At 67.3% G+C, this 18,885-nt stretch carries 19 protein-coding genes; all 19 read right to left on the bottom strand.

The genetic code is table 11. The features are described 5' to 3' along the window. Nucleotides 1–29 precede the first annotated feature (29 nt). On the bottom strand, nt 30–2,162 hold the full coding sequence (locus tag Q0P59_RS15950; protein WP_295008071.1) for a TonB-dependent receptor: 2,133 nt from the start codon (nt 2,160–2,162) through the stop codon (nt 30–32). Between the two features lie 7 nt (nt 2,163–2,169). Continuing rightward, the gene (locus tag Q0P59_RS15945) at nt 2,170–3,270 is read right to left on the bottom strand and encodes a hypothetical protein (protein WP_295008069.1); all 1,101 of its coding nucleotides are present in this window, start codon (nt 3,268–3,270) and stop codon (nt 2,170–2,172) included. Further along, entirely contained in the window at nt 3,267–5,561 is a 2,295-nt protein-coding gene (locus Q0P59_RS15940) for a DUF3438 family protein (protein WP_295008067.1), read from the bottom strand. Before Q0P59_RS15940 ends, Q0P59_RS15945 begins: the two co-directional genes overlap by 4 nt. Beyond that, nucleotides 5,558–6,157: a hypothetical protein gene (locus Q0P59_RS15935; RefSeq protein ID WP_295008065.1), complete on the bottom strand. Its 600-nt coding sequence runs from the start codon at nt 6,155–6,157 to the stop codon at nt 5,558–5,560. Before Q0P59_RS15935 ends, Q0P59_RS15940 begins: the two co-directional genes overlap by 4 nt. A gap of 8 nt (nt 6,158–6,165) precedes the next feature. Continuing rightward, a complete protein-coding gene (locus Q0P59_RS15930; RefSeq protein WP_295008063.1) occupies nt 6,166–7,398 on the bottom strand; it encodes a type II secretion system F family protein in 1,233 nt (410 codons plus the stop codon). 5 nt (nt 7,399–7,403) lie between these two features. Beyond that, nucleotides 7,404–9,011: a GspE/PulE family protein gene (locus tag Q0P59_RS15925; protein ID WP_295008062.1), complete on the bottom strand. Its 1,608-nt coding sequence runs from the start codon at nt 9,009–9,011 to the stop codon at nt 7,404–7,406. Then, the gene (locus Q0P59_RS15920) at nt 9,008–10,093 is read right to left on the bottom strand and encodes a PilT/PilU family type 4a pilus ATPase (RefSeq protein ID WP_295008060.1); all 1,086 of its coding nucleotides are present in this window, start codon (nt 10,091–10,093) and stop codon (nt 9,008–9,010) included. Before Q0P59_RS15920 ends, Q0P59_RS15925 begins: the two co-directional genes overlap by 4 nt. Nucleotides 10,094–10,096: 3 nt before the next feature. Continuing rightward, a complete protein-coding gene (locus Q0P59_RS15915; protein WP_295008058.1) occupies nt 10,097–10,819 on the bottom strand; it encodes a hypothetical protein in 723 nt (240 codons plus the stop codon). Then, nucleotides 10,816–12,702 (bottom strand): hypothetical protein, encoded by a 1,887-nt coding sequence (locus Q0P59_RS15910; protein WP_295008056.1) that lies wholly within the window; start codon nt 12,700–12,702, stop codon nt 10,816–10,818. The genes Q0P59_RS15915 and Q0P59_RS15910 overlap by 4 nt, the downstream gene beginning before the upstream one ends. Beyond that, the gene (locus tag Q0P59_RS15905) at nt 12,699–13,745 is read right to left on the bottom strand and encodes a type II secretion system protein (RefSeq protein ID WP_295008054.1); all 1,047 of its coding nucleotides are present in this window, start codon (nt 13,743–13,745) and stop codon (nt 12,699–12,701) included. The genes Q0P59_RS15910 and Q0P59_RS15905 overlap by 4 nt, the downstream gene beginning before the upstream one ends. 3 nt (nt 13,746–13,748) lie before the next feature. Further along, nucleotides 13,749–14,261 carry a hypothetical protein gene (locus Q0P59_RS15900; RefSeq protein WP_295008052.1) on the bottom strand — a complete coding sequence of 171 codons (513 nt, stop codon included), beginning with the start codon at nt 14,259–14,261 and terminating at the stop codon, nt 13,749–13,751. Between the two features lie 16 nt (nt 14,262–14,277). Beyond that, nucleotides 14,278–15,204: a prepilin-type N-terminal cleavage/methylation domain-containing protein gene (locus tag Q0P59_RS15895; protein WP_295008050.1), complete on the bottom strand. Its 927-nt coding sequence runs from the start codon at nt 15,202–15,204 to the stop codon at nt 14,278–14,280. A 123-nt stretch (nt 15,205–15,327) separates the two neighbouring features. Further along, nucleotides 15,328–16,278, bottom strand: a complete 951-nt coding sequence (locus tag Q0P59_RS15890) for a type II secretion system protein (protein WP_295008048.1) — start codon at nt 16,276–16,278, stop codon at nt 15,328–15,330. Between the two features lie 177 nt (nt 16,279–16,455). Further along, nucleotides 16,456–16,776 carry a hypothetical protein gene (locus Q0P59_RS15885; protein WP_295008046.1) on the bottom strand — a complete coding sequence of 107 codons (321 nt, stop codon included), beginning with the start codon at nt 16,774–16,776 and terminating at the stop codon, nt 16,456–16,458. Between the two features lie 92 nt (nt 16,777–16,868). Next, nucleotides 16,869–17,111 carry a hemin uptake protein HemP gene (locus Q0P59_RS15880; protein WP_295008044.1) on the bottom strand — a complete coding sequence of 81 codons (243 nt, stop codon included), beginning with the start codon at nt 17,109–17,111 and terminating at the stop codon, nt 16,869–16,871. Between the two features lie 27 nt (nt 17,112–17,138). Beyond that, on the bottom strand, nt 17,139–17,756 hold the full coding sequence (gene rpsD / locus Q0P59_RS15875; protein WP_295008042.1) for a 30S ribosomal protein S4: 618 nt from the start codon (nt 17,754–17,756) through the stop codon (nt 17,139–17,141). 21 nt (nt 17,757–17,777) lie between these two features. Further along, nucleotides 17,778–18,056 (bottom strand): hypothetical protein, encoded by a 279-nt coding sequence (locus Q0P59_RS15870; RefSeq protein WP_295008040.1) that lies wholly within the window; start codon nt 18,054–18,056, stop codon nt 17,778–17,780. A gap of 3 nt (nt 18,057–18,059) precedes the next feature. Continuing rightward, nucleotides 18,060–18,383 (bottom strand): DUF2149 domain-containing protein, encoded by a 324-nt coding sequence (locus Q0P59_RS15865; RefSeq protein WP_226448025.1) that lies wholly within the window; start codon nt 18,381–18,383, stop codon nt 18,060–18,062. Then, nucleotides 18,380–18,865, bottom strand: coding sequence for a MotA/TolQ/ExbB proton channel family protein (locus Q0P59_RS15860; RefSeq protein WP_295008036.1), 486 nt, complete (start codon nt 18,863–18,865; stop codon nt 18,380–18,382). Before Q0P59_RS15860 ends, Q0P59_RS15865 begins: the two co-directional genes overlap by 4 nt. Between the last annotated feature and the right edge of the window lie 20 nt (nt 18,866–18,885).

Below are 18,885 nucleotides of genomic sequence, written 5' to 3'. Positions count from 1 at the left end.
CCGGGTTTTCTCTCGTAAATGGTCATGGCTCAGATTTCGAAGCGGACGCCGCCATAGACGAAGCGTCCGCGGTTCGGCCCCCAGATGTGCGTGACGTCGACCTTGCCGCCGGCATCGACCCACAGGTAGCCGTCATGGTCGGATTGCCTGAAGTCGAACAGGTTGTCGGCCCCGGCGAAGACCGCCCAGCGCTTGTCGATGGCGTACTGGACGCGGGCATCGAAGGTCCAGAAAGCGCGGCTCTTGTCCGGCTTGGCGCTGCCGTCGAAGTTGTAATGCGGCGTGTCGCGGTAATAGAACTTCTGCAAGTCCTGCGGCCCGGTCCAGGTGCCGCGCACGAAGACATCCCACGGGCCGCTGTCGAGCGCCAGCGTCAGGTAGGCGCGGCGGTCCGGGCGGGCGAAGGCCAGCGTGCCGACCGGGAAGTCGTAGAAAACCCGCTCCAGGCCGACGCTGCCGGAAATCGCCTTGGTGAATTGATAACCCACCTGCAGGTCGGCTCCCTTGACGCGCACTGCCTCGCCGGCGCTGCGCAGCACCGATTCGGTACCGCCGACATCCAGGTAGGCCAGGTTGTTCAGGCGGGTGGCGTGGGCGTTGGCCAGCACCTTCCAGTCTTCGTCCTGGTAGTCGAAGGTGTACATCAGGTTGGTCGATTTCTCGACGCCGCTGGTCTGGTTCCGGATCACGATGCTTTCGAGAATGCCGTGGTCCTGCTCGAAATAGCTGGTCGGGGCGCGGTAGCCGATGCCGGAGGACAGCCGGCTGCTGGCATGCTCGTTGTGCCGCCAGAGCAGGTTGGCGCGGGGGGCGAACTGGGTGCCGTACACGTTGTGGTGTTCCCAGCGCAGGTTGAGGGCGGTTTCCATGCGGTCGTCGAAGAAGGCGTAGTTGCTGCCGACGCCGAGGCCGGGAACGCGGAAGGTGGTGTTGTCGAGGCCGTTGGCCGGGGTGCCGTCGGGCAGGTTGGCCCGGGACCGCAGGTCTTCGTAGCGCCAGTCGGCAAGGGCGGTCCACACGCCGCCGGCGAGCGGCGCCTTGAGGTTGGCCCCGAGGTAGCCCTGGTTCTGCCTGGCCTTGTAAACGTTGCCTTCGTAGAACGAGTCCTGGTCGTGGCGGGCGTAGCCGGCGGCCAGGCCCAGCGTGCTGGTGCCCAGACGCCGCTCGCCGGTGACGTAGGCCGACTGGCGCTGGGTGAAGATGATCTCGGACAACCCGGTCCTGCCGTCGGTGTAATTCACCTTGCTGCCGTCGGCGGGCTTGACCCAGCCGTCGGCCCAGGGCGACGCGTTGGGGCCTTTCGAGAAGTCGAAGGGATTGCCGCTGCGGCTGCCCTTGATGCCGTCGTAGTCGCTTCCCAGCGCGCCGCCGTTACGTTTTTCGTCGATGGCGTCGACCCGCCCCTTGAGTTTGAAGCCGCCGAAATCGTCGACGAAAAAGCCGATGCCGCCCAGCTTGCGGGTGTAGCCGGTGTATTCGGAGACGCCGTTGCCGTCGCCATCGACACCGTCGTGCCTGTTGCCGTGGATGTTGGCGCTCAGCGCGCCGCCGGAAAATACCTGCGCCGCCTGGGCATCGACCCGGCGGTGGCCGTAGCTGCCGACCGCCACTTCGACCAGCACCTCGTCCTTGGCCGGGCGGCGGGTGACCAGGTTGACCGTGCCGGCCAGCGCATCGGGGTGGAGCCCGGAGGCGCCGGCGCCGCGCATCAGGTCGATGCGCTCGAGGCCGCGCAGGCCGACCGAATCCAGGCCGTAGGCTTGCGACACGGCCGAGAACAGCGGCACGCCGTCGATCAGCAGGGTGGTGTAGCGGCCGGGCAGGTTGTTGAGCGAAATGAAACGGGCGTTGCAGATCGAGCATTCCACCTGCACGGCGACGCCCGGGCGCTTGTCGATGGCCTCGGTGAGGTTGGTGGCGCCCAGCCGGATCGCCTCGTCGACGGTGCAACTTTCGACCGGCGCCACTTCGTCGCGCAGGAAGGGACGCTTGACGCCGCTGTCGCGCTTGTTGCCGACGACGACTTCGCCGAGCTCCTTTTCCTTCTCGGCGGCACCGGCCGGCAAGGCGTGGAGCAGGAAGAGCGAGGCCATGGCCAGGGCCAGGGCCAGCTGCGTTGGCCGGAAAGCCTCGGGATTGTCCTTCATGGGTTTGCCTTTCATGAAATTGCTAGAAGTCGTAGCGATAGCCGAGCTGGATGGCGCGGCTGGCGAGTACGGCTTCGCCCAGTTCGATGGTGTTGTTGTAGCCGCTGGCGAAGAAGGTCGTGTCCTTGCCATGGCGGGTCTTGAAGTCGCGCTGGATGGCGCTCAGGGTCAGCCGGTGGCCGCCCCCCAGGGCCAGGCCGGCCTCGATCTCGGCCTCCCAGCCCTTGCCGTTGCCGGTGTGCCGGAAACTGACCGGGTGGGCAAAATCGCCGCGCAGGTTCCAGTCGGCTTCGGCCTTGTACTTGAACCAGTGATGCCGGGCGCCGGCGCGCAGCGAAAACCCTTTGCCGGCCTTGATTTCCAGCTCGAGGCCTTGCCAGATGCTGCTCCACACCGGGTTGTAGCGGCTGTGCAGGCCGGGGAAGGGGCCGAGCGGCATGTTCCAGGGGATGCCGAGCAGGGCGGCGTTGGCGGCATCGGAAACCACCTGGCGGCCGTTGCTGGCGCGATAGGTGCTGTCGTAGCGCGCCAGGCCGATCAGCGGCGTCAGGCTGAAGCGGTGCCCGACGGGCAACTGCCAGCCGAAGCCGAGCAGGGCATCGAACATCTCGCTGCCGGTGGTGTCCGCATACGAACGCGAGAACTCGGCCTGGCGGTCGTTGCGGGCATAGTCGGAATCTTGCGACAGCCCCTTGGCCTCGGTGCGGGCGTAGGCCAGGAAACCCCGGACCGTCGCCCCGGAGGCGTGTGTCCAGTTGCCGTCGGCCCGTATCTGCAGGGCGGGGGCGATCCACCGCAGTTCGGACAGCACGTTCGGCCCGCCCGGCACGCCGATGGCGAAGCGCATGTCGTCGCGCCGGTAACCGGCCGACAACGCCAGCCCGCCTTCGCGGGTCGAACGGCTCGGCCAGGCGGCGGCGCCGGCCACCTCGCGCTGCCCCTCGGGGGTGAACACGGTCATCCGGCTGTCGGGGCGCAGCCGGATCTCCAGTTCGCGCGGTGCGGCACCGTCGAACACGGTCATGCTGGCGGCCGGTTCGGGGGCGGCGGCATGGGCGAACGCCGTGCCGGCACCCAGGGTGCCGGCCATGACCAGGCGGGAAAAAGCGACCAGGTGTTTCACGGCAAATCCAGCGCATCCGCGAAGGGCTGACGGGAAATGGCGTACAGCCAGGTCGATGCCTCGGCGCTGCCATCCGGCCCCAGTTCGGCATGCTCGATGACGATGGCCGACCAGCGGCCCGGCAGGGCGGCCGCTTGCAGGGTCATGTTGCGAGCCTGGGGGTTGCTGACGCGCAGGGCGGTGACGATCAGGCCGTCGCGCTGCCAACTGCCTCGCACTTCGGCCGGCATGCCGTTGTCGAGCACGAGATCGCGGCGCTGTCCCGGCGGCATGGCTTTCAGCCCGTCCGGCGGCGACCGGCCCGGGTCGCGCAGGAGCACGGCGGCGGCTGCCGACCGGGCCAGCCCGGCGTAGGCGGCATCGCCCGGCTGGCCGCTGGTGCTGTCGATGCCGGTGGGCGGCGCGACCGGCCAGCTGTTGCCCAGCTTGGGGACGGTCTTGTTGTCGGGGATGGCGGCGGTCGTCGCGTTGAAGTCCTGTGTCTTGGCGGTGGCGATGCCGTCGCCTTCTTCCGGGTTTTCGATGATGGTCGGCGTGATCAGCAGCACGATCTGCGTGCGCACCTTGGCCCGCACGTCGCGCTTGAAGAAGAAGCCGAGCACCGGCACGTCGCCGAGCACCGGCACCTTCTCTTCGTCGCGGGTCACGGTTTCCCGGATCATGCCGCCGATGGCCACCGTCATGCCGTGCTTGGCGTGGGCCGTCACCTGCAGGTTGGCGGTATTGACCGTGTCGATCGGGAAGTAGATGACGTTCCCCGCGGCGGTGGTGATGGGAATCGTCGCGTCGCCGATCCGGACGGTCGAACTGTCCTGATCGACGGTCAGGCTGATCGAACGATCGCCGTTGATGCGCGGCAGGATGGCCAGGCTCTGGCCGACATCGCGCTTTTCGGTCTCGACGGTGATCGTCGTGTTGGTCGCACCGGTGGTCCCGGTCACGCTCTGCGACGAGGCGCCGACGGTCAGCACGCGTTCGTCGCCGATGAACAGGCGGGCGATCTGGTTGTTGGCGGCGACCAGCATCGGCGAAGACAGTATCTTCAGCTTGTTCTCGTTGGCCAGCAGTTGCAGGCGCAGGCTCAGGGAACTGCTCATGATCTGCCAGATCATGTTGGCGTTCTGCTCCACTGCGAACAGTCCCGAAGCCATGCTGTTGCGGGCGTTGATCTTGGTGGCGTTGGCCGCACCCCAGCCGCTCGGCCCGCTCGTCGTCCCGCTGCCGCCGCTGCCGATATCGAAGACGGAACGGTAACCGTCGTCCAGCTTCACCTCGAGGATCTTCATTTCCAGCAAGACCTGCTTGGGCGGCTGGTCCATGTCGGCAACCAGCTTGCCGATCTCCTTGAGCGCCTGCTCGTCGCCGGTGCGCACCATCAGCAGGTTGTTCAGCTTGTTGTAGGTAACCAGGATGGGCGGCCCCTGGCGGGCGGCCATGTCCTGGATGTCCGAGCTTGACAGCAGGGGCTGGCCGTTGGCGTCCAGCCTGATCTGGCCGGCCATCCGGTCCTGGCTCATGCGGTTGAGGTCGGTCGTCGGGTCGTAGTTGGCCGCGGCGCCCTGCTGGCCGCCGCCGATGCGCCCCTGGTTGGCCAGGCCTTGCGCGGAGTCGAACAGGCCGGTGCTGCCCATGGCGTTGCCGCCCGGCATGCCGGCATTGATGTTGCCAGCCTGGTTCCCGGTGTTGGTTCCGGTCCGGCTGCCGGCGCCGCCAGCTCCGCCCCGGCCGCCGGTAGCGGTCCGGTTGCCGCTGCCCAGCGAGATGGGTGGCATTTCCTCGATCGGGTTGCTCAGGGTGACGCGCATGCCGAACAGACCCTTGATGGCGTTGGCCGTCGACACCACGTTATGGTGGCGCAGGGTAAAGACCTTGGTTTTCTCGTCGCGGACGATGGCCAGGTCTTTCTGGTATTCCTCGCCGCTCATGATGACGTAGGTTTTCGAGCTGGAGTCGAAGCGGTACCAGACGCCCGCCGCCCGGCACAGGTTGCGCACCATGTCGTCGACGCTGGCGTCGCGCAGATAGAGCGACACGAGCAGGTCGGACACCTTGTTGGTGACGACGACGTTGGCGTTGCCGATTTGCGACAGCAGTCGAGCCACTTCGTCGAGGCGGACCTGGGACAGCTGGATGTTGCCGATGGCGCCGGGCGGGAGCGGTTTTTCCGCCGTCGGCCGGGCCGGGGCTTTGTTCGGGGCGGCCGGCGGCTTGAGGTTTTCGGCGGCAAGCGCCGGCAGGGCGATCAGGCTGGCGGCGACAACGATCAGGGGAAAGGGGATTCTTGTTTTCATCGCAGGGTGATCTTGTTGCCCTGGGGCAGCCCGGGGTTGCTCAGGGTGACGCCTTCCTCGGCGCCGACATGGATGGTGAAGGTGCCGAGGTCGCCGAAGTCGACCAGGTCGCCATCCTTGACGAGAATGCTCTGGTCGCCGCGCACCAGCAGTTGCGCGCCGCGTCCCCGGGCGGTGACCAGCAGCGCCTTGACCTGGATCTGGCGCTGCACGTCCAGCTTGCTGGCGACCGGCAGGCCGCCGAAGCGGGCCGGCGAGCGGCGGCCGTCGCGCAGTTGCGGCGACACTTCGAAAGGATCGACCATCGTGTCGAGCCGGCGCGTCGCCGGGAGCTCCCGCCGGCCCGGCGATTCGGGCTGGGGCATCGGGTCGGCGGCCGGCGACTCGCCGGAGAGCTTGCCGATCTGGCGGTTTACCGATTCGGCATAGCGGCCGATGGTGGCGAGGTTCTCGCGCATCGAAGGCTGCAGGTCGATGCTCTTGTCGCGCGACAGTTCCAGCGCCTTGTTCTGTGCCCAGGCGGGGCCGCAGAGGACGATGGCGAGGAGGGCGCAGGCGCGGCGCCGCGCAGGGAGGGAGGCAATGCAATGGAGCATGGATGGACTCAGCCGCCTCCGGTCGAAACCGCCAGCACGGCCTGAAAGAAAGCGTAGTAAACAAAACCGACGATGCCGCCGATGAGCAGGGTGAGGACCGGTTCGATCATCGACGACAGGAATTTGACGCGGGCATCGAGTTCTTTCTGGTAATGCTTGCCCAGCGCTTCCATGACGTCTTCCATCTCGCCGCTGCGTTCGCCGACGGCCGCCATGTGCCGGACCAGGGCCGGGATGGGCTGGCGGTCGAGGGCGACGGCCAGCGCCCGGCCTTCGAGCACCTGTTCGCAGGCGCCCTGCAGGGCGCTGGACAGCGCGGCGTTGCCGACGATCTGGGTGATCGAGCGCAGGGCTTCGAGCACCGTCAGGCGGCTTTTCAGGAGCAGGCCGAAGGTCCAGGTCGCCTGGGCCATGGCGGCGGCCATCAGGGTGCTGCCGAGGATGGGGAGGTGCAGGAAGATTCGGTCCATACCCAGGCGTAGCACGGCGATGCGGCGCAGCACGATGAGCCCGACGACGAAGCCGGCGATGCCGATGATCAGCAAGCCGCCCCAGCGCTGCAGCCAGTCGGCGATTTCCATCATCGTCGCGGCGGCCCAGGGGATTTTCTTGCCCCGCGCCTGCAGAAAGACGGCGAAGCGCGGCACGACCGAACCGACCAGGAAGGAAATGACGCCTATCGCGGCCAGCATGACGATGCTCGGGTAGGTCAGCGCCGTCATCAGTTGCCGGCGGATGTCGGCCCGGCGCTCGGTCAGGGCGGCCAGGCGGTCGAACACCGAGTCCAGTTCGCCGGAGGCTTCGCCGGCTTCGGCCAGCTTGATCGCGATGCGCGGGAAGGTCGAGCGCTCCTGGGCCAGCGCCGCGGAAAAGCTGCTGCCGGACCGGATGCGCTCGGCGCAACGCTCGAGCTGCATGCTCAGGCGCGGCCGGCTGGCCAGCTTGCCCGCGGCCTCCAGGGCTTCGAGGATGGTATGGCCGGCGCGCAGCATCAACTGCATCTGGCGATAAAAGAGCATCAGGTCGCTGTTGCGCACCGACAGGCCGCTGCGGAACCAGCGCCCCAAGGCGCGCGCCGCATCGGTCAGCGAGCGCTTTTCGAGGTCGCCCTGCTGCAGTTCGAGGATGCGCAGGCCCTGGCCGCGCAGCAGCGTGCGCGCCTCGTTGAGGTCGGCGGCCGGCAGTTGTCCCTGCACTTCCTTGCCTTGCGCGTTGAGGCCGAGGTAACTGAATGTCGCCATGCCGCTCAGCCGTTCAGCCGCAGGTAGGGCCGGACTTCGGCCAGGCTGGTCAGGTGCTGGCGAACCTTGTCGCGGGCATCGTCGCCGAGGCGCCAGTAGTTGCCGGCGGCCTGCGTCAGTTCGCGCTCGCTGGCGTCGTTGCCGATGCGCTCGGCCAGTTCGCCATCCAGCCACAGCGACTCGAAGATGCCGATCCGGCCGCGATAGCCGGTGCCGAGGCAGCGCGGGCAGCCGACCGGCTCGGCGATGCCGCATGGTTCGCCCTCCGCCGCCTTCAACAAGGCGCGTTCCTCGGCGCTGGCCGGGCGCGTCTCGCGGCAGTGCGGGCAGAGCATGCGCACCAGGCGCTGGGCGATGACGCCATGCAGCGTGGCGCCGATCAGGAAGCGCTCGCAGCCGATGTCGGCCAGGCGGGTGATGGCGCCGACCGCCGTATTGGTATGCAGGGTCGACAGCACCATGTGGCCGGTGGTCGCCGCCTTGAGGGCGACGTCGGCGGTGTCGAAGTCGCGGATCTCGCCGACCAGGATGACGTCCGGGTCGTGGCGCAGGAAACTGCGCAAGGCGTCGGCAAAAGCGATCTTGCCGCCGACCTGGACTTGCGAGATGCCGGGAATGACCTGTTCGACCGGGTCTTCGGCGGTCAGGATGTTCAGTGCATGGGCGTCGAGTTCGCGCAGCACGGCGTAGAGCGTCGTGCTCTTGCCGCTGCCGGTCGGGCCGGTGACCAGCACGATGCCGTGCGGATGGGCCAGCGCCTCGCGCAGGCGGTCGATCATGAAGGGGGGCATGCCCAGCGAATCCAGCGTCTGGCGGCCTGGGTCGCTTTTCATGATGCGCAGTGTCAGCCGTTCGCCGAACTTGGTCGGCGCCGAGGCGACGCGCATTTCCACCGGGCTCTCGTTGATCGCGTGGTTCAGGCCGCCGTCCTGCGGCGCACGCGATTCGGCGATGTCCATGCCGGCCAGCACCTTGATGCGCGAGATCATGCCTTCGCCCAGCCCTTTGCCGAGCGGGCTGCCCCAGGCCTGCATGCGGCCGTCGACGCGCAGGCGGATCTTGACCGCCTCCTTTTCGCTTTCGATATGAATGTCGGAGGCGCGGCGCAGCACCGCGTCGCGCAGCAGGCGGTCGAACAGGGCGACCGGGTCTTCGGCCGTGCCGTCGCGGGCGTCGCTCGGGACGAAACGGGCCAGCACCGGGGCCAGCGCCTCCGGGTCGGCCACCGCCAGGCGCAGGTCGATGCCCGACAGCACGCGCTTCGCGGTTTCGATGCCGAGCTGGTCGCTGGGATCGCTCAGTACGATGACCAGGTCGCCATCCGGCGTGCGCATCGGCGCCATCGGGTGACGCTTGACCAAGGTGCCCGGCAGGCGGCCGGCCGCGGCCAGGTCGAGTTCCCAGCGCTCGAGCTGGGCGTAGGGCAGGCCGTGGATCCGGGCCAGCGCCAGGTAGAAGGCGGTGCGCGGCAGGCCGAGTTCGCGCGACAGGGCGTCGAGCAGCGTCATGCGCGTGGCCCGGGCCTGGGCGCGCAGGCGATTGACCAGGTCGCGGTCGAACAGCTCGGCCTGCAGGCCGGCGTTGATCAGCGTTGCTTCGTTCAGCGTGCTCATGCGCCGCTTCTCCCCTGGCGCATCAGGCGCTCGAAGCCGTTCGGGTCGCGCGCCAGGCGGCGCCCGTCCTCGAGGGCGATCAGGTTGTCGCGGGCGAGCGCCGCCAGTGCCTGGTCGAAGGTCTGCATGCCGGCTTCGCGCCCCGACTCGATGGCCGAATAGATCTGCGCCGTGCGTCCCGAGGCGATCAGGTTGGATACGGCCGGCGTCACTTGCAGCACCTCGACCGCCGCGACGCGCCCCGGACGGCCGTTTTGCGGCAGCAACTGCTGGGCGACGACGGCCTTGAGGACCAGGGACAGGCGATGGCGGACCACCGACTGCTCGTCGCCGGGGAAGCCGCCGATGAAGCGTTCGATGGCGCCGCTGGTGTCGGCCGTATGCAGCGTCGAGAAGACCAGGTGGCCGGTCTCGGCGGCGGTCAGTGCGGCGCGCATGGTCTCGGTGTCGCGCAATTCGCCGACCAGGATGACGTCCGGATCTTCGCGCAGCGATGCCTTCACCGCGCTGGCGAAGTCCGGCACGTCGGTATACAGCTCGCGGTGGCTGATGATCGCCTGGTTGGGCGTATGCACGAACTCCACCGGGTCTTCGATGCTCAGGATGTGCACCGGCAGGCTGGCGTTGATCTCGTTGATGATGGTTGCCAGCGTCGTGCTCTTGCCGCTGCCGGTAATGCCGGTGACCAGCACCAGGCCGTCGGACAGCGAGGCCAGCTGGCGGACGCTTTCCGGCAGGCGCAGTTCGTTGAAGCTGAGGAAGCGCGAGGGCAGGTGGCGGGCGACCAGCGCCGGGCGGCCCAGCGAACGAAAGACGTTGATCCGGAAGCGCTCGCCGCTCCTCGCCGTAAACCCGAGGTCGACGGTGCCCTTTTCGGCCAGGTCGCGCCCTTGCTGCGCCCCGAGCAGTTCGCCGAGGAGTTCGTCGAGCCTGGTCTGCGTCCAGGCGACGTCGTCCATTGCCGCGAGGTTGCCGTGCAGCCGCCAGCAGGCGGCGCGCCCTTCGGCCAGGTGCAGGTCGGATGCCTGGTGGGCGACGACCCGCTCAAGCAATGTGCAGAAATTTTGAAAGGCTTCGGACATCGTTCACACCGCGAACTTGATGCGCACATCCAGCCACTGGCGAACGGGTGCGTTGGTTTGGGGATTGCGTTCGACTTCGACCTTGATGTCGCTGCCGACCGGCGCCGCCACGTAGGGCAGCTGGTTCAGGCCGTCGAGGAACTGCATCAGGCCGCGAAAGCTCGCCCGGGCATGGACGACGATCAGCGGGCGCTTGAAGGGGTTGCCTTTGGCCGCTTCCTGCAGCATCTGCGGGGTGGGCGGCTTGTCCTTGTCCTCGCTGCGGGCATAGACGTGTTCGATGGCCATCACTTCCATGTCGCCGGCTTCGGCCAGGCTGGTCAGGCCGCTTTTCAGGGCATTCATCGCCAGGCTGTCGTCGAGCGGCACGAAACGGGCATTCAGGCCGCGCAGTTCGAGGGTGACTTCCTCGAGCTGGGTCTTGAGGGCCTGCAATTCGAGTTCGGCATCGCGCTGGTTGCGGCCGCCGAGGCTGGGCGGCGGCGCCTGCGGCTTGGCCTCGGCTTTCGCCGCGCTCTTTTCGCGCACCGCCATTTTCTCGAGGTCGTACTCGAGCTTGGCGATGCGCTTGCCGGCTTGCGGCCAGAGCAGCAGCGCATAGAGGCCGATCAGCGCGCAGGCCACGGCGGCGGTGCGCAGGTTGCGATCCCTGGCCGGCAGCTTTTCCCAACTGCGGCGCCATGCATGCCAGCGGGAAAGCCATTGTTCGCTCAGGCGGGCAGTCATGGGTTTGGCCTCCGGACCGGGGTTTGCGACGAAATGCCGGTGCCGGCGGGGGCAGGCGGCGTCGCGGCATTCCCGCCGGCGGCCGGGTGCTCGTTGCCCTCCAGGTCGCCGTCTTCGAGGAGCAGCCAGAACTTCACTTCATGGCCGCGCCGGTTGTTGCGCCCCTTGCGTTCCTTGATTTCCATCTGCGACACGCCGTAGCCCTTTTCGCGGGCCAGTACCGCCATCCGGTTCACGAAATCCTGGGCACCGGTATAGCTCGGTGACCAGGCGATGACCTGGATCGCCGAGCCGTCGCTGTTGGTGTTGTCGTTATGGATCTCTTCCATCACGGCATCGCTGCCCACCGCCTGGGCCAGCAGGTAAAGCAGGTCGGGCAGGTCGACGCGCATGGCGACGATGCGGTTCAGGCGCGAGCGGTCGTTGAGCAGGGGTTCGAGCTGGCGCCGCGTGGCATCCAGTCCCTTGCCCAGTTCGAGCAGTTTCTGGTTGACCTGGGCTTCGCGCTGGGCATTGCTGCTGTGCTGCCTTTCCTTGATCTGATGCTCGGCCATCCTGGCTTCGAGGCCGTGCAGACGGTATTGCTGCACCCCTTCGGTCGCCGCCAGGCCGAGCAGCACCCCGCCCAGCGCCAGCAAGCGGCGCATGTCGGGATCTTTCCAGGCGGAACCGCGCAGCTCACCCGCCACCATGCGGGGCAGTTGCGACACCGGCATGCTCGCTTCGCGAAGCAGGTTGCGCCACAGCGCCTGCCGGCTTGCCGCCGCCAGCCGCACGGTGCACGGGTGGCCGGTGGTCAGGTTCAGGGCGTCGGCCAGCGCTTCGCCGAATTCGTCGTCGGCCGCATCCATGAAATGAATGGCGATCTGGGCGCGCGACTCCGCCGTCCAGTCGGCGATGATGCGGTTCACCCAGTCGGCCGCCGGGGCGCGCTCGATGCGCCCCTCGCTGCGCGTGGCGACGACGCGACCGTGGCGGCGCAGGACGGCGACTACCTCTTCGGCGTGGATTTCCAGGTCGATGCAGGGCACGGCTTGCTCGCGCCGGGCTTCCGGCGGGGTTGGCCCGGCCGGCTCCGGATCGCCGACCAGCCAGGCAAGCGGCAGCGTGGCGACCAGTTGCAGGCCGCGCCGGGAGAGGGCTTCGCGCCACTCGTCGTAGGTGGCCTGGCCAACGCCGCAAACCAGCCACAACGGCTGCTTGTCCTCGATCCGGCCGCGCCAGCCGGCCATCACCGAGGCCTCCAGGTTTTGCAGGGCGACTTGCTGGTCGAGGCATTCGTCCAGCGCGTCGCGCGCGATCAGTTCCAGTTCGATGGCGATTTCGCCGTAGCGCAGCTGGTTGCTCCGGCTTTGCCGGCGCACCGCCTCTTCCATCGTGATGCGTTCGCGGTCGGCCGGCGACAGGTAGCCGCGCGCCTGGAGCAGGGCACCCATCGACCACAGGCTGCCGAACTCGGCGAGCACCGGCTCGAGGTCGGCCTGGATCAGTTCGCGCATCTGCTCCGGTCGTCGGGGCTTGTCGGGCTGCACCGGCAAGTCGATGACCGCCGGCAGGACATGGCGGGCGGCCAGCGCCACCCGCCTGGGGCGCACCGGGCTGGCGGCCGCCAGCTGCGCCATGACCTCGTCGAGCGCCGCGGCAAAGCGTCCCTGGCGCGACGCGGCGTTGCCCAGCACGCTTGCCTCGCCCTTGCCGGCCTGCATCAGCACCGCGTCCATGCCGCGCACATCCCAGGTCAGCAGCAGCCAGGTGGCGGTGCCGGTGCCGAACCTGTCGCGCAGGGCATCGACGGCCGTGCGCCAGAATGGGGGCGTTGCCGATGAACCCGCCGGCTCCTGGAATTCACCGCGCTTGCGCAAGCCGCTGAACAGACGTTTCATCGAATATCCAGGGCAAGGGCCGGCAGGTTGCGGCCGGCGACGGCATCGACCTGGGTGCTCACGACGGCGGGCAGCAGGGCTGTGCCCGAGACCTTGTCGTCGGTTGTCCACGGCAGGCCGTCCGCGCCGTTATCGGTGAGCACCAGCAGATGCCGCCCTTGCGGGATGCGCCCCTTGTTGCCCACGTTCTCGCCGGGCTTGCAGCCGTCGGTGAAGGCGACGGCGGCGTCGGTCGCGCACCCGCTGCCGCTGCCCAGGCAGGGCAGCGACACGGTGGCGTAGCGCAGCCACTGGCCGCCGCCGGCGTTGTTCAGGAAGACCAGCAGGCTCAGCGACAGCTTGTTGGCGGGAATGTCGGTGCCGCGGGTGTTCCTGACCGTGACCGTCCACCCGCTGATGGGCAGCAGCCAGTCGTTGGCGGCCACGGTCAGCCCGACGTCGGCGGCAAAATCGGTACTGCCGGCCGGGCCGCTGGCGTTGTCGAGGCCCAGGCTGGCGATGGCGAGTGTCTTGGCCGTGCCGTCGAATACCGTGCTCCAGCCGAAATTGCCGGCGTCGTCGGTAGTGGCGACATTGCCCCAGCCATCGCGGAAGCGCCCGTTGACGGCCAGCCCGCCCAGGTAGTCGCCGCCATGACCCTTGACCAGCTGGGCGGCGGGGTCGGTCAGCGCGATGTCGTCCGCGCTGCCATCGTTGGCGCAGGTGCTGTCGTCGGGCTTGGGATCGAAAATCGGCGAGCGGACCGCGCGCGCCGACAGCGAGCCCGGCTGCAGCAGCGTGACCAGGTCGGTCGGCAGTGCGCCGTTGTCGGCGACGAAGCCGGCGCTCGCCTCGCCTGCGGCGGCCGGCCCGTTCTGCCCGAGGATCGCCCGACGCAGTATTTGCAGGCGCTGGCGCGTATCGTCGTAGCGAATCTGCGTGCGATCTTCCGAGAAAACGCCGAAGGCGAGCAGCGAGGCGGCCGACAGCACGGCCACGACGACCAGCAGTTCGATCAGCGTGAATCCGCGTGGCAGGGCGGGAGATGCCGTCGGCAGGCTCATGGTTCAGTTGCCGAACGAGGTAATCAGCAGCGCCGGGCCGCGATTGTTGTTGTAGACGTGGAAAGCGTAGAAAGTCAGCGTCTGGCCGAGCTTGGCCGTGGCGGCCAGGCGTGCCGCGGCGGTGTCGTCGATGTATGCCGCCAGGGCCTTGTCGCCGCCGAAATCGAGACCGATGCGCTGGCTGACCTTGGGCGGGGCGGACACCTTCATCATCGACAGCGCGCTCATCAGGTATTCCGCCTTCTGCGGTGCCGGCATCGCGGCAAGCGCGGCCTGGAACTTGACCGGCGATGGGGCAAAGATGATGCGCTGGCCGGGAATGTCGGTGCGCGACTTGCTCACCAGTTCCTTGAGATTGACCTCCTTGTAGGCCGGCGGATTTTCCTGGGCGCCGGCCTTGGCCGGCTCGGCGGAGCCGTCGGCGGCGACGCTGAGCGGCGACAGGCCGAGCAGTGCGAGCCCCAAGGCCATGCCGGCCAGGGTCATGAGGGGAGAGAAGGATGCGGTCGGTAGCATTGAAATTCCTTGAGGGTCAGCGGGCCAGGCAGAGCACCACGTCGTCGTCGCCGGTGCTGGCGGCGACATTGGGCAGGCAGGGGTCGCTTGCGTTGCGGCCGCCGTATTGGCCGTCGCGCCCGAAATAGACGACGCGCGGGTAATCGTTGTTGGCCAGGCCGAACACGGCAAAGGGGCGGGCGTGGGCCGGCAGTTCGTGTTTGGCGGCGTCGTAGCCGACGGTTTCGCGGGGAATCTCGCGCCAGCCCAGCATACAGCTGCCGGTGCCCAGCGCCTGGCCGTTGCAAACGGTGCCGCCCGGGCCGGCGGCGCGATAGCGGGGGCCGGCGCCAAAGGCGGGAATGTCGAGAATCTTGGTGCCGGCCAGCGGGTCACCCGCGCCGTAAGGCGGGTTGGCCCCGGGGCCGGTATTGTTGGCGGCGTCGGCATTGAAATCGGTGCCGTGATCGACCCATTTGCGGGAGGCGACGTCGAGGTAGGGGCCATGCCAGCCACGGCGGGTATCCGGGTTCCAGCGGCTCAGATGGGCGAGCGGATGGTTGGCGCACAGGGCGGGCGCTGTGAAGAGCAGGGCGAGATTGGCCGGCGATGAAAACCACGGGTCGCGGTCGGCGTCGATATTGGGGGCCGCCCAACTGCGCAGGATGCCGCCCAGCGGCGTGCAGTCGAAGCCCGAACCGTTCGCCGTCTCGGTCGTGCCGGGCGCCGCAAGAGCGAACGGTCCCTGTCCGGGGTAATAGCCGGTATCTGCCCTGAAGCGCTTCAGGCCATCGGCCAGGCGCTGCATTTCGGCGCGGGCGATGTCGTCCTCGGCGCCTTCCTGGATGCCGACATAGCCGCCCCAGGCGGTATAGGCCAGCGCGGCGAGGATGCCGCACACCACCAGCAATTCGACCAACGTAAAACCGCGGTCGCGCAGATCACCTGCCTTGGACAGCGCCATGGAAATTCTCGATTCGTGATTCGGGGGAGGTGGAGGGCGCCGGCGTATGATCGGCGCCCTCCGGGTGGAGCGAACGGGGTCAGTCGCCCGCTCCGGTGAAACTCAGGTCAGACTGGTCCGCGATTAGGTCTTGCGGATGTTGTCGACTTCACCCAGTTCTTCGTCCTTGGTGTCGCCGGCACCGTCGACGATGGCCTGGAAGACGGCCTGGCCCAGCGGCGAGGTGCCGGTGCCGGTGTTGAAGAGAACCACGAAGCGGTTGTATTCGCCCGGTGCGGTATGGCGATAGACCGGCACGTTGGACAGTGCGCCGATCAGCTCCGGATTGAACAGGGAGCTGTCCGGGCCGACGCCGTAAGCGACCAGGCGAGAGCCGGCGGTCGCGTTGACCCGGGTTTCGCCACCAGTCCACAGATAGACGGCATCAGCCGCTGCAATCGGGGCGCCGGCCGCGAAGCCGCAACCGTTGCCGGTAACGGAGTCCTTGAAGATGTTCTGCGGCGTTGCGTTGCTGGTCTTGCTCTTGAGCATGGTGAGAATGTTGGCACCAGTCGAGCAATCGCCGGGGTTGGCGGCGGTGTTGGCGTCGGCAGTCGTATTGATCACCTTGGCGGTGGTGATGCCGGCAGCCGCCAGCGAGGCCACGTCAGCCGCGGAGTAGGTGCTCGCCGTCAGGTTGGCAAGCAGTGCGGAATTGACGAAACCACTCAAATCGCTTGCGCCGGTCAGCACGTTGGTACCGTTCTTGAGCAGCGAGTCGAAGTTGTTCGGGTACACGCCCTGATTCAGCACGCGGAAGGTCTGAATACCCTTCGACAGCTCATCCATCATCGCCACGTGGGCAGCGGCGGCGCCCTTGCGGTCGGTATCCTGCAGCATGATGGTGGCGGTGCCGGCGATGGCGGCCAGGATGGCGACGACAACCAGCAGTTCGAGCAGCGTGAAGCCGCCTTCCTTGCGCTTCATCGCCGACAGCTGGCGACGCATGGCGCGGCCCTTGACGGCCTTTTCATCGATGGATTGAACGAGGGCGGTGAGTTTGGCCTTGGGCATGGCCATCAGCTTTTGCAACATTTGTGCATTTCCTTTAAATGAAATGGTCTCGGACCCCGGCCCCAGGGGCTCCTGCACCTGATCTACTAGAAGTTTCCGGTTACCCGGTTTGGTTACCGCAGCCCCAAGCTGCCGGTTAGTTACTGGTCGCTGCCGCCGTTTTTCCCAACGCCGACAACGGTCCGGCTTGAGCGCCGGCTAGCTTTTGTGCGCCTTGCGGCGATCCGAAAAGCTGATCGCTTCCTGGTGCTTGCGTCGTTCGGCCCTGGGGGGCGTCCCGCTTTTCTCCCGCCGCAGTTCCCAGTCCAGCGGATTTCCGGGGCGGTAGTCGATCACGTAGCGGTATTGCTTGCCGCAGTGCAGGATGACTTCCTTCTGGCCGCGCCGAAGAATCCTGAATTCCACCTTCAGCTCGGCAAACCCGTCATGGGCGAAGGCTTCACGATAAAGCTCATTCAGCTTCGACAAAACGGTCGCATTCGATGCTTCCATTGCTGCTGAACGATCGATGGCTTCCACGCTGTAGTTCCCCTTGGTTGATTTATGCGAATAGTAACGATTCGCATTTAGGACGTCAACATTAATTTGATCTGAAACCGCAGTTTTTTTTGTCACTTGGTCAGAATCAGGCGGCCGAGCGAGGTAATGCGCAGGGAATAGCGCTCGCCCCGGTGCATGATGGTCAAGTCGCGAGACCTGCCAAACAGCGCTTCGCTGCTATAGACCTTGCTGTGGGCCCCGGGCGCCGGGGGAGCTCCTTCCCTGCCGCCTGGCGCGATGGTGCCGGTGGGCTCATCGGCTGGGACGCGCTTGCCGAGGTGGGGAATGCGCAAGGTTTGCAGGGAGGTTTCCATGTTGTGACAGCTCCAGAAAATTGATGTTTACATCCGTGTCGCGTAATACTCGACCACCCGCTGCAGGTCGAGCGGGAAGGGCGCTGCGTCGGCACCCGGCAGGTGGCTGAGGCGGGCGGTTTGTGTCTGGGCATCGAAGGCGATCCACTCGGCGCGTTCCAGGGCCGGTTCGGCCAGCGTGGCCCGGACGAGGTCGATCTTCTTGCCGGCTTCGGTCGGGCCGAAGCTGTCGCCGATGCGCAGGCGGATCGACGGGATGGTGACGCGCTTGCCGTTGAGCGCGAACTTGCCGTGGCTGACCAGCTGGCGGGCGGCCGGGATGGTCGGCGCGAAGCCGGCGCGGAAGACGAGGTTGTCGAGGCGGCGTTCGAGCAGCTCGACCAGCTTGTCGCCGGTGGCGCCGCGATCCTTCTTGGCGTCGGCGACGACGCGGCGGAGCTGGGTTTCGGTCAGGCCGTAGTTGAAGCGCAGCTTCTGCTTTTCCATCAATTGCAGGCCGTAGCCGGATTTCTTGCCGGCGATCTTGCGCGCGCCGTGCTGGCCGGGCGGCTGGTTGCGCTCCTGCATGGATTTGCGGGACAGGCCGGGCAGATCGACGCCGAGGGCGCGCAGGACTTTGAGGCGGGGGCCGGTGTAACGGGACATGGGTTCTCCTTGTTAAAAAAATCAGTGCAGGGATTGACCGGGAGCGGTCAGTGGGCAGAGCGGTACGCTGACCGATGCCGGGTGGCATTCGACGGCGCGCCAGCCGGCCAGGGCTTGTTCGAGCGCGTCGCGCAGTTCCGGCGCCAGTGCCGCATCGGCCAGGGCGGCGCCGAGATGGGCGCGCAGCGCGGCGGTCTTGGCGACGGTCGGGCCGCGCAGGGCGGAGGCCGAGAGCAGGGTGACGATGGCGGCCAGGCGCAGTTCGGGCGGCATGGCGTCGGTATCGAGACGGTCGTCCATCGCCTACTCCTTGCCTTCGGGGACGTAGACCATCGAGCCGTCCTTCATGCGGTAGGCGACGCCGGCCTTCTCGCCGTCGCCGCTGCCGATGTTGCCGTTGGCCTTGTAGTGCTCGATCTTCTCGCCCTTCTTGATGGTCACTTCCATGGTCGGCTTGCCGGGGTCGGTGATCACCGTCACGTCCTGCTTGTTGAAGGGGTTGATCAGCGGGTTCTGCGCCACGGTGATGAGCAGCGCGGCGATGATGACCAGGAAGATGTCGATCAGGTTGACCACCGACAGGATCGGGTCCTCGGTTTCCGGTTCGTGCAGCAGTTTCAGGCTCATGCTTGCCGGCTCCGCAGGGCTTCGATCTCGAGCAGCTCCTCGGCCAGCCAGCGGCGGCGCACATTGACCACCCAGTAAGTGATCGAGGCGGCGATCAGCGCCAGGATGACGGCCGAGAAGGCGACGGTCAGGTTGTCGGAAACCTTCGCCAGATTGCCGTCGGACAGCGATTTGAGGGCGGGGCCCATGGGAATCATGGTGGCGACCAGGCCGAGCATCGGTGTCACGCGGCTGGCGATGCGCGGCGCCTCGAGCGCTTTGTGGGCGATGACGTCGAGTTGGTCGGCGCTCAGCGTCGATTCCCTGCGGAATCGCGACACCAGCGGGCGGCCCTTGCCTTGCCGACGGTAGAAGGCGAGCAGCACGAATTCGCCGAGCACCCAGAAGGCGTAGAGGAAGAGGGCAGCGATCAGGGCCAGCGTCGGGATCAGGAAGAGCTGGGATAGCTGGTACATCGACAGTTCGATCAGGTTGGCTTGCATGAAGTCTCCGGTTGCGGAAA

It is taken from the genome of uncultured Dechloromonas sp. (assembly GCF_945957265.1).
Classification (GTDB): domain Bacteria; phylum Pseudomonadota; class Gammaproteobacteria; order Burkholderiales; family Rhodocyclaceae; genus Azonexus.
Note: the sequence above shows the minus strand (reverse complement) of the source record. Positions and strands in the feature narration are given on the sequence as shown.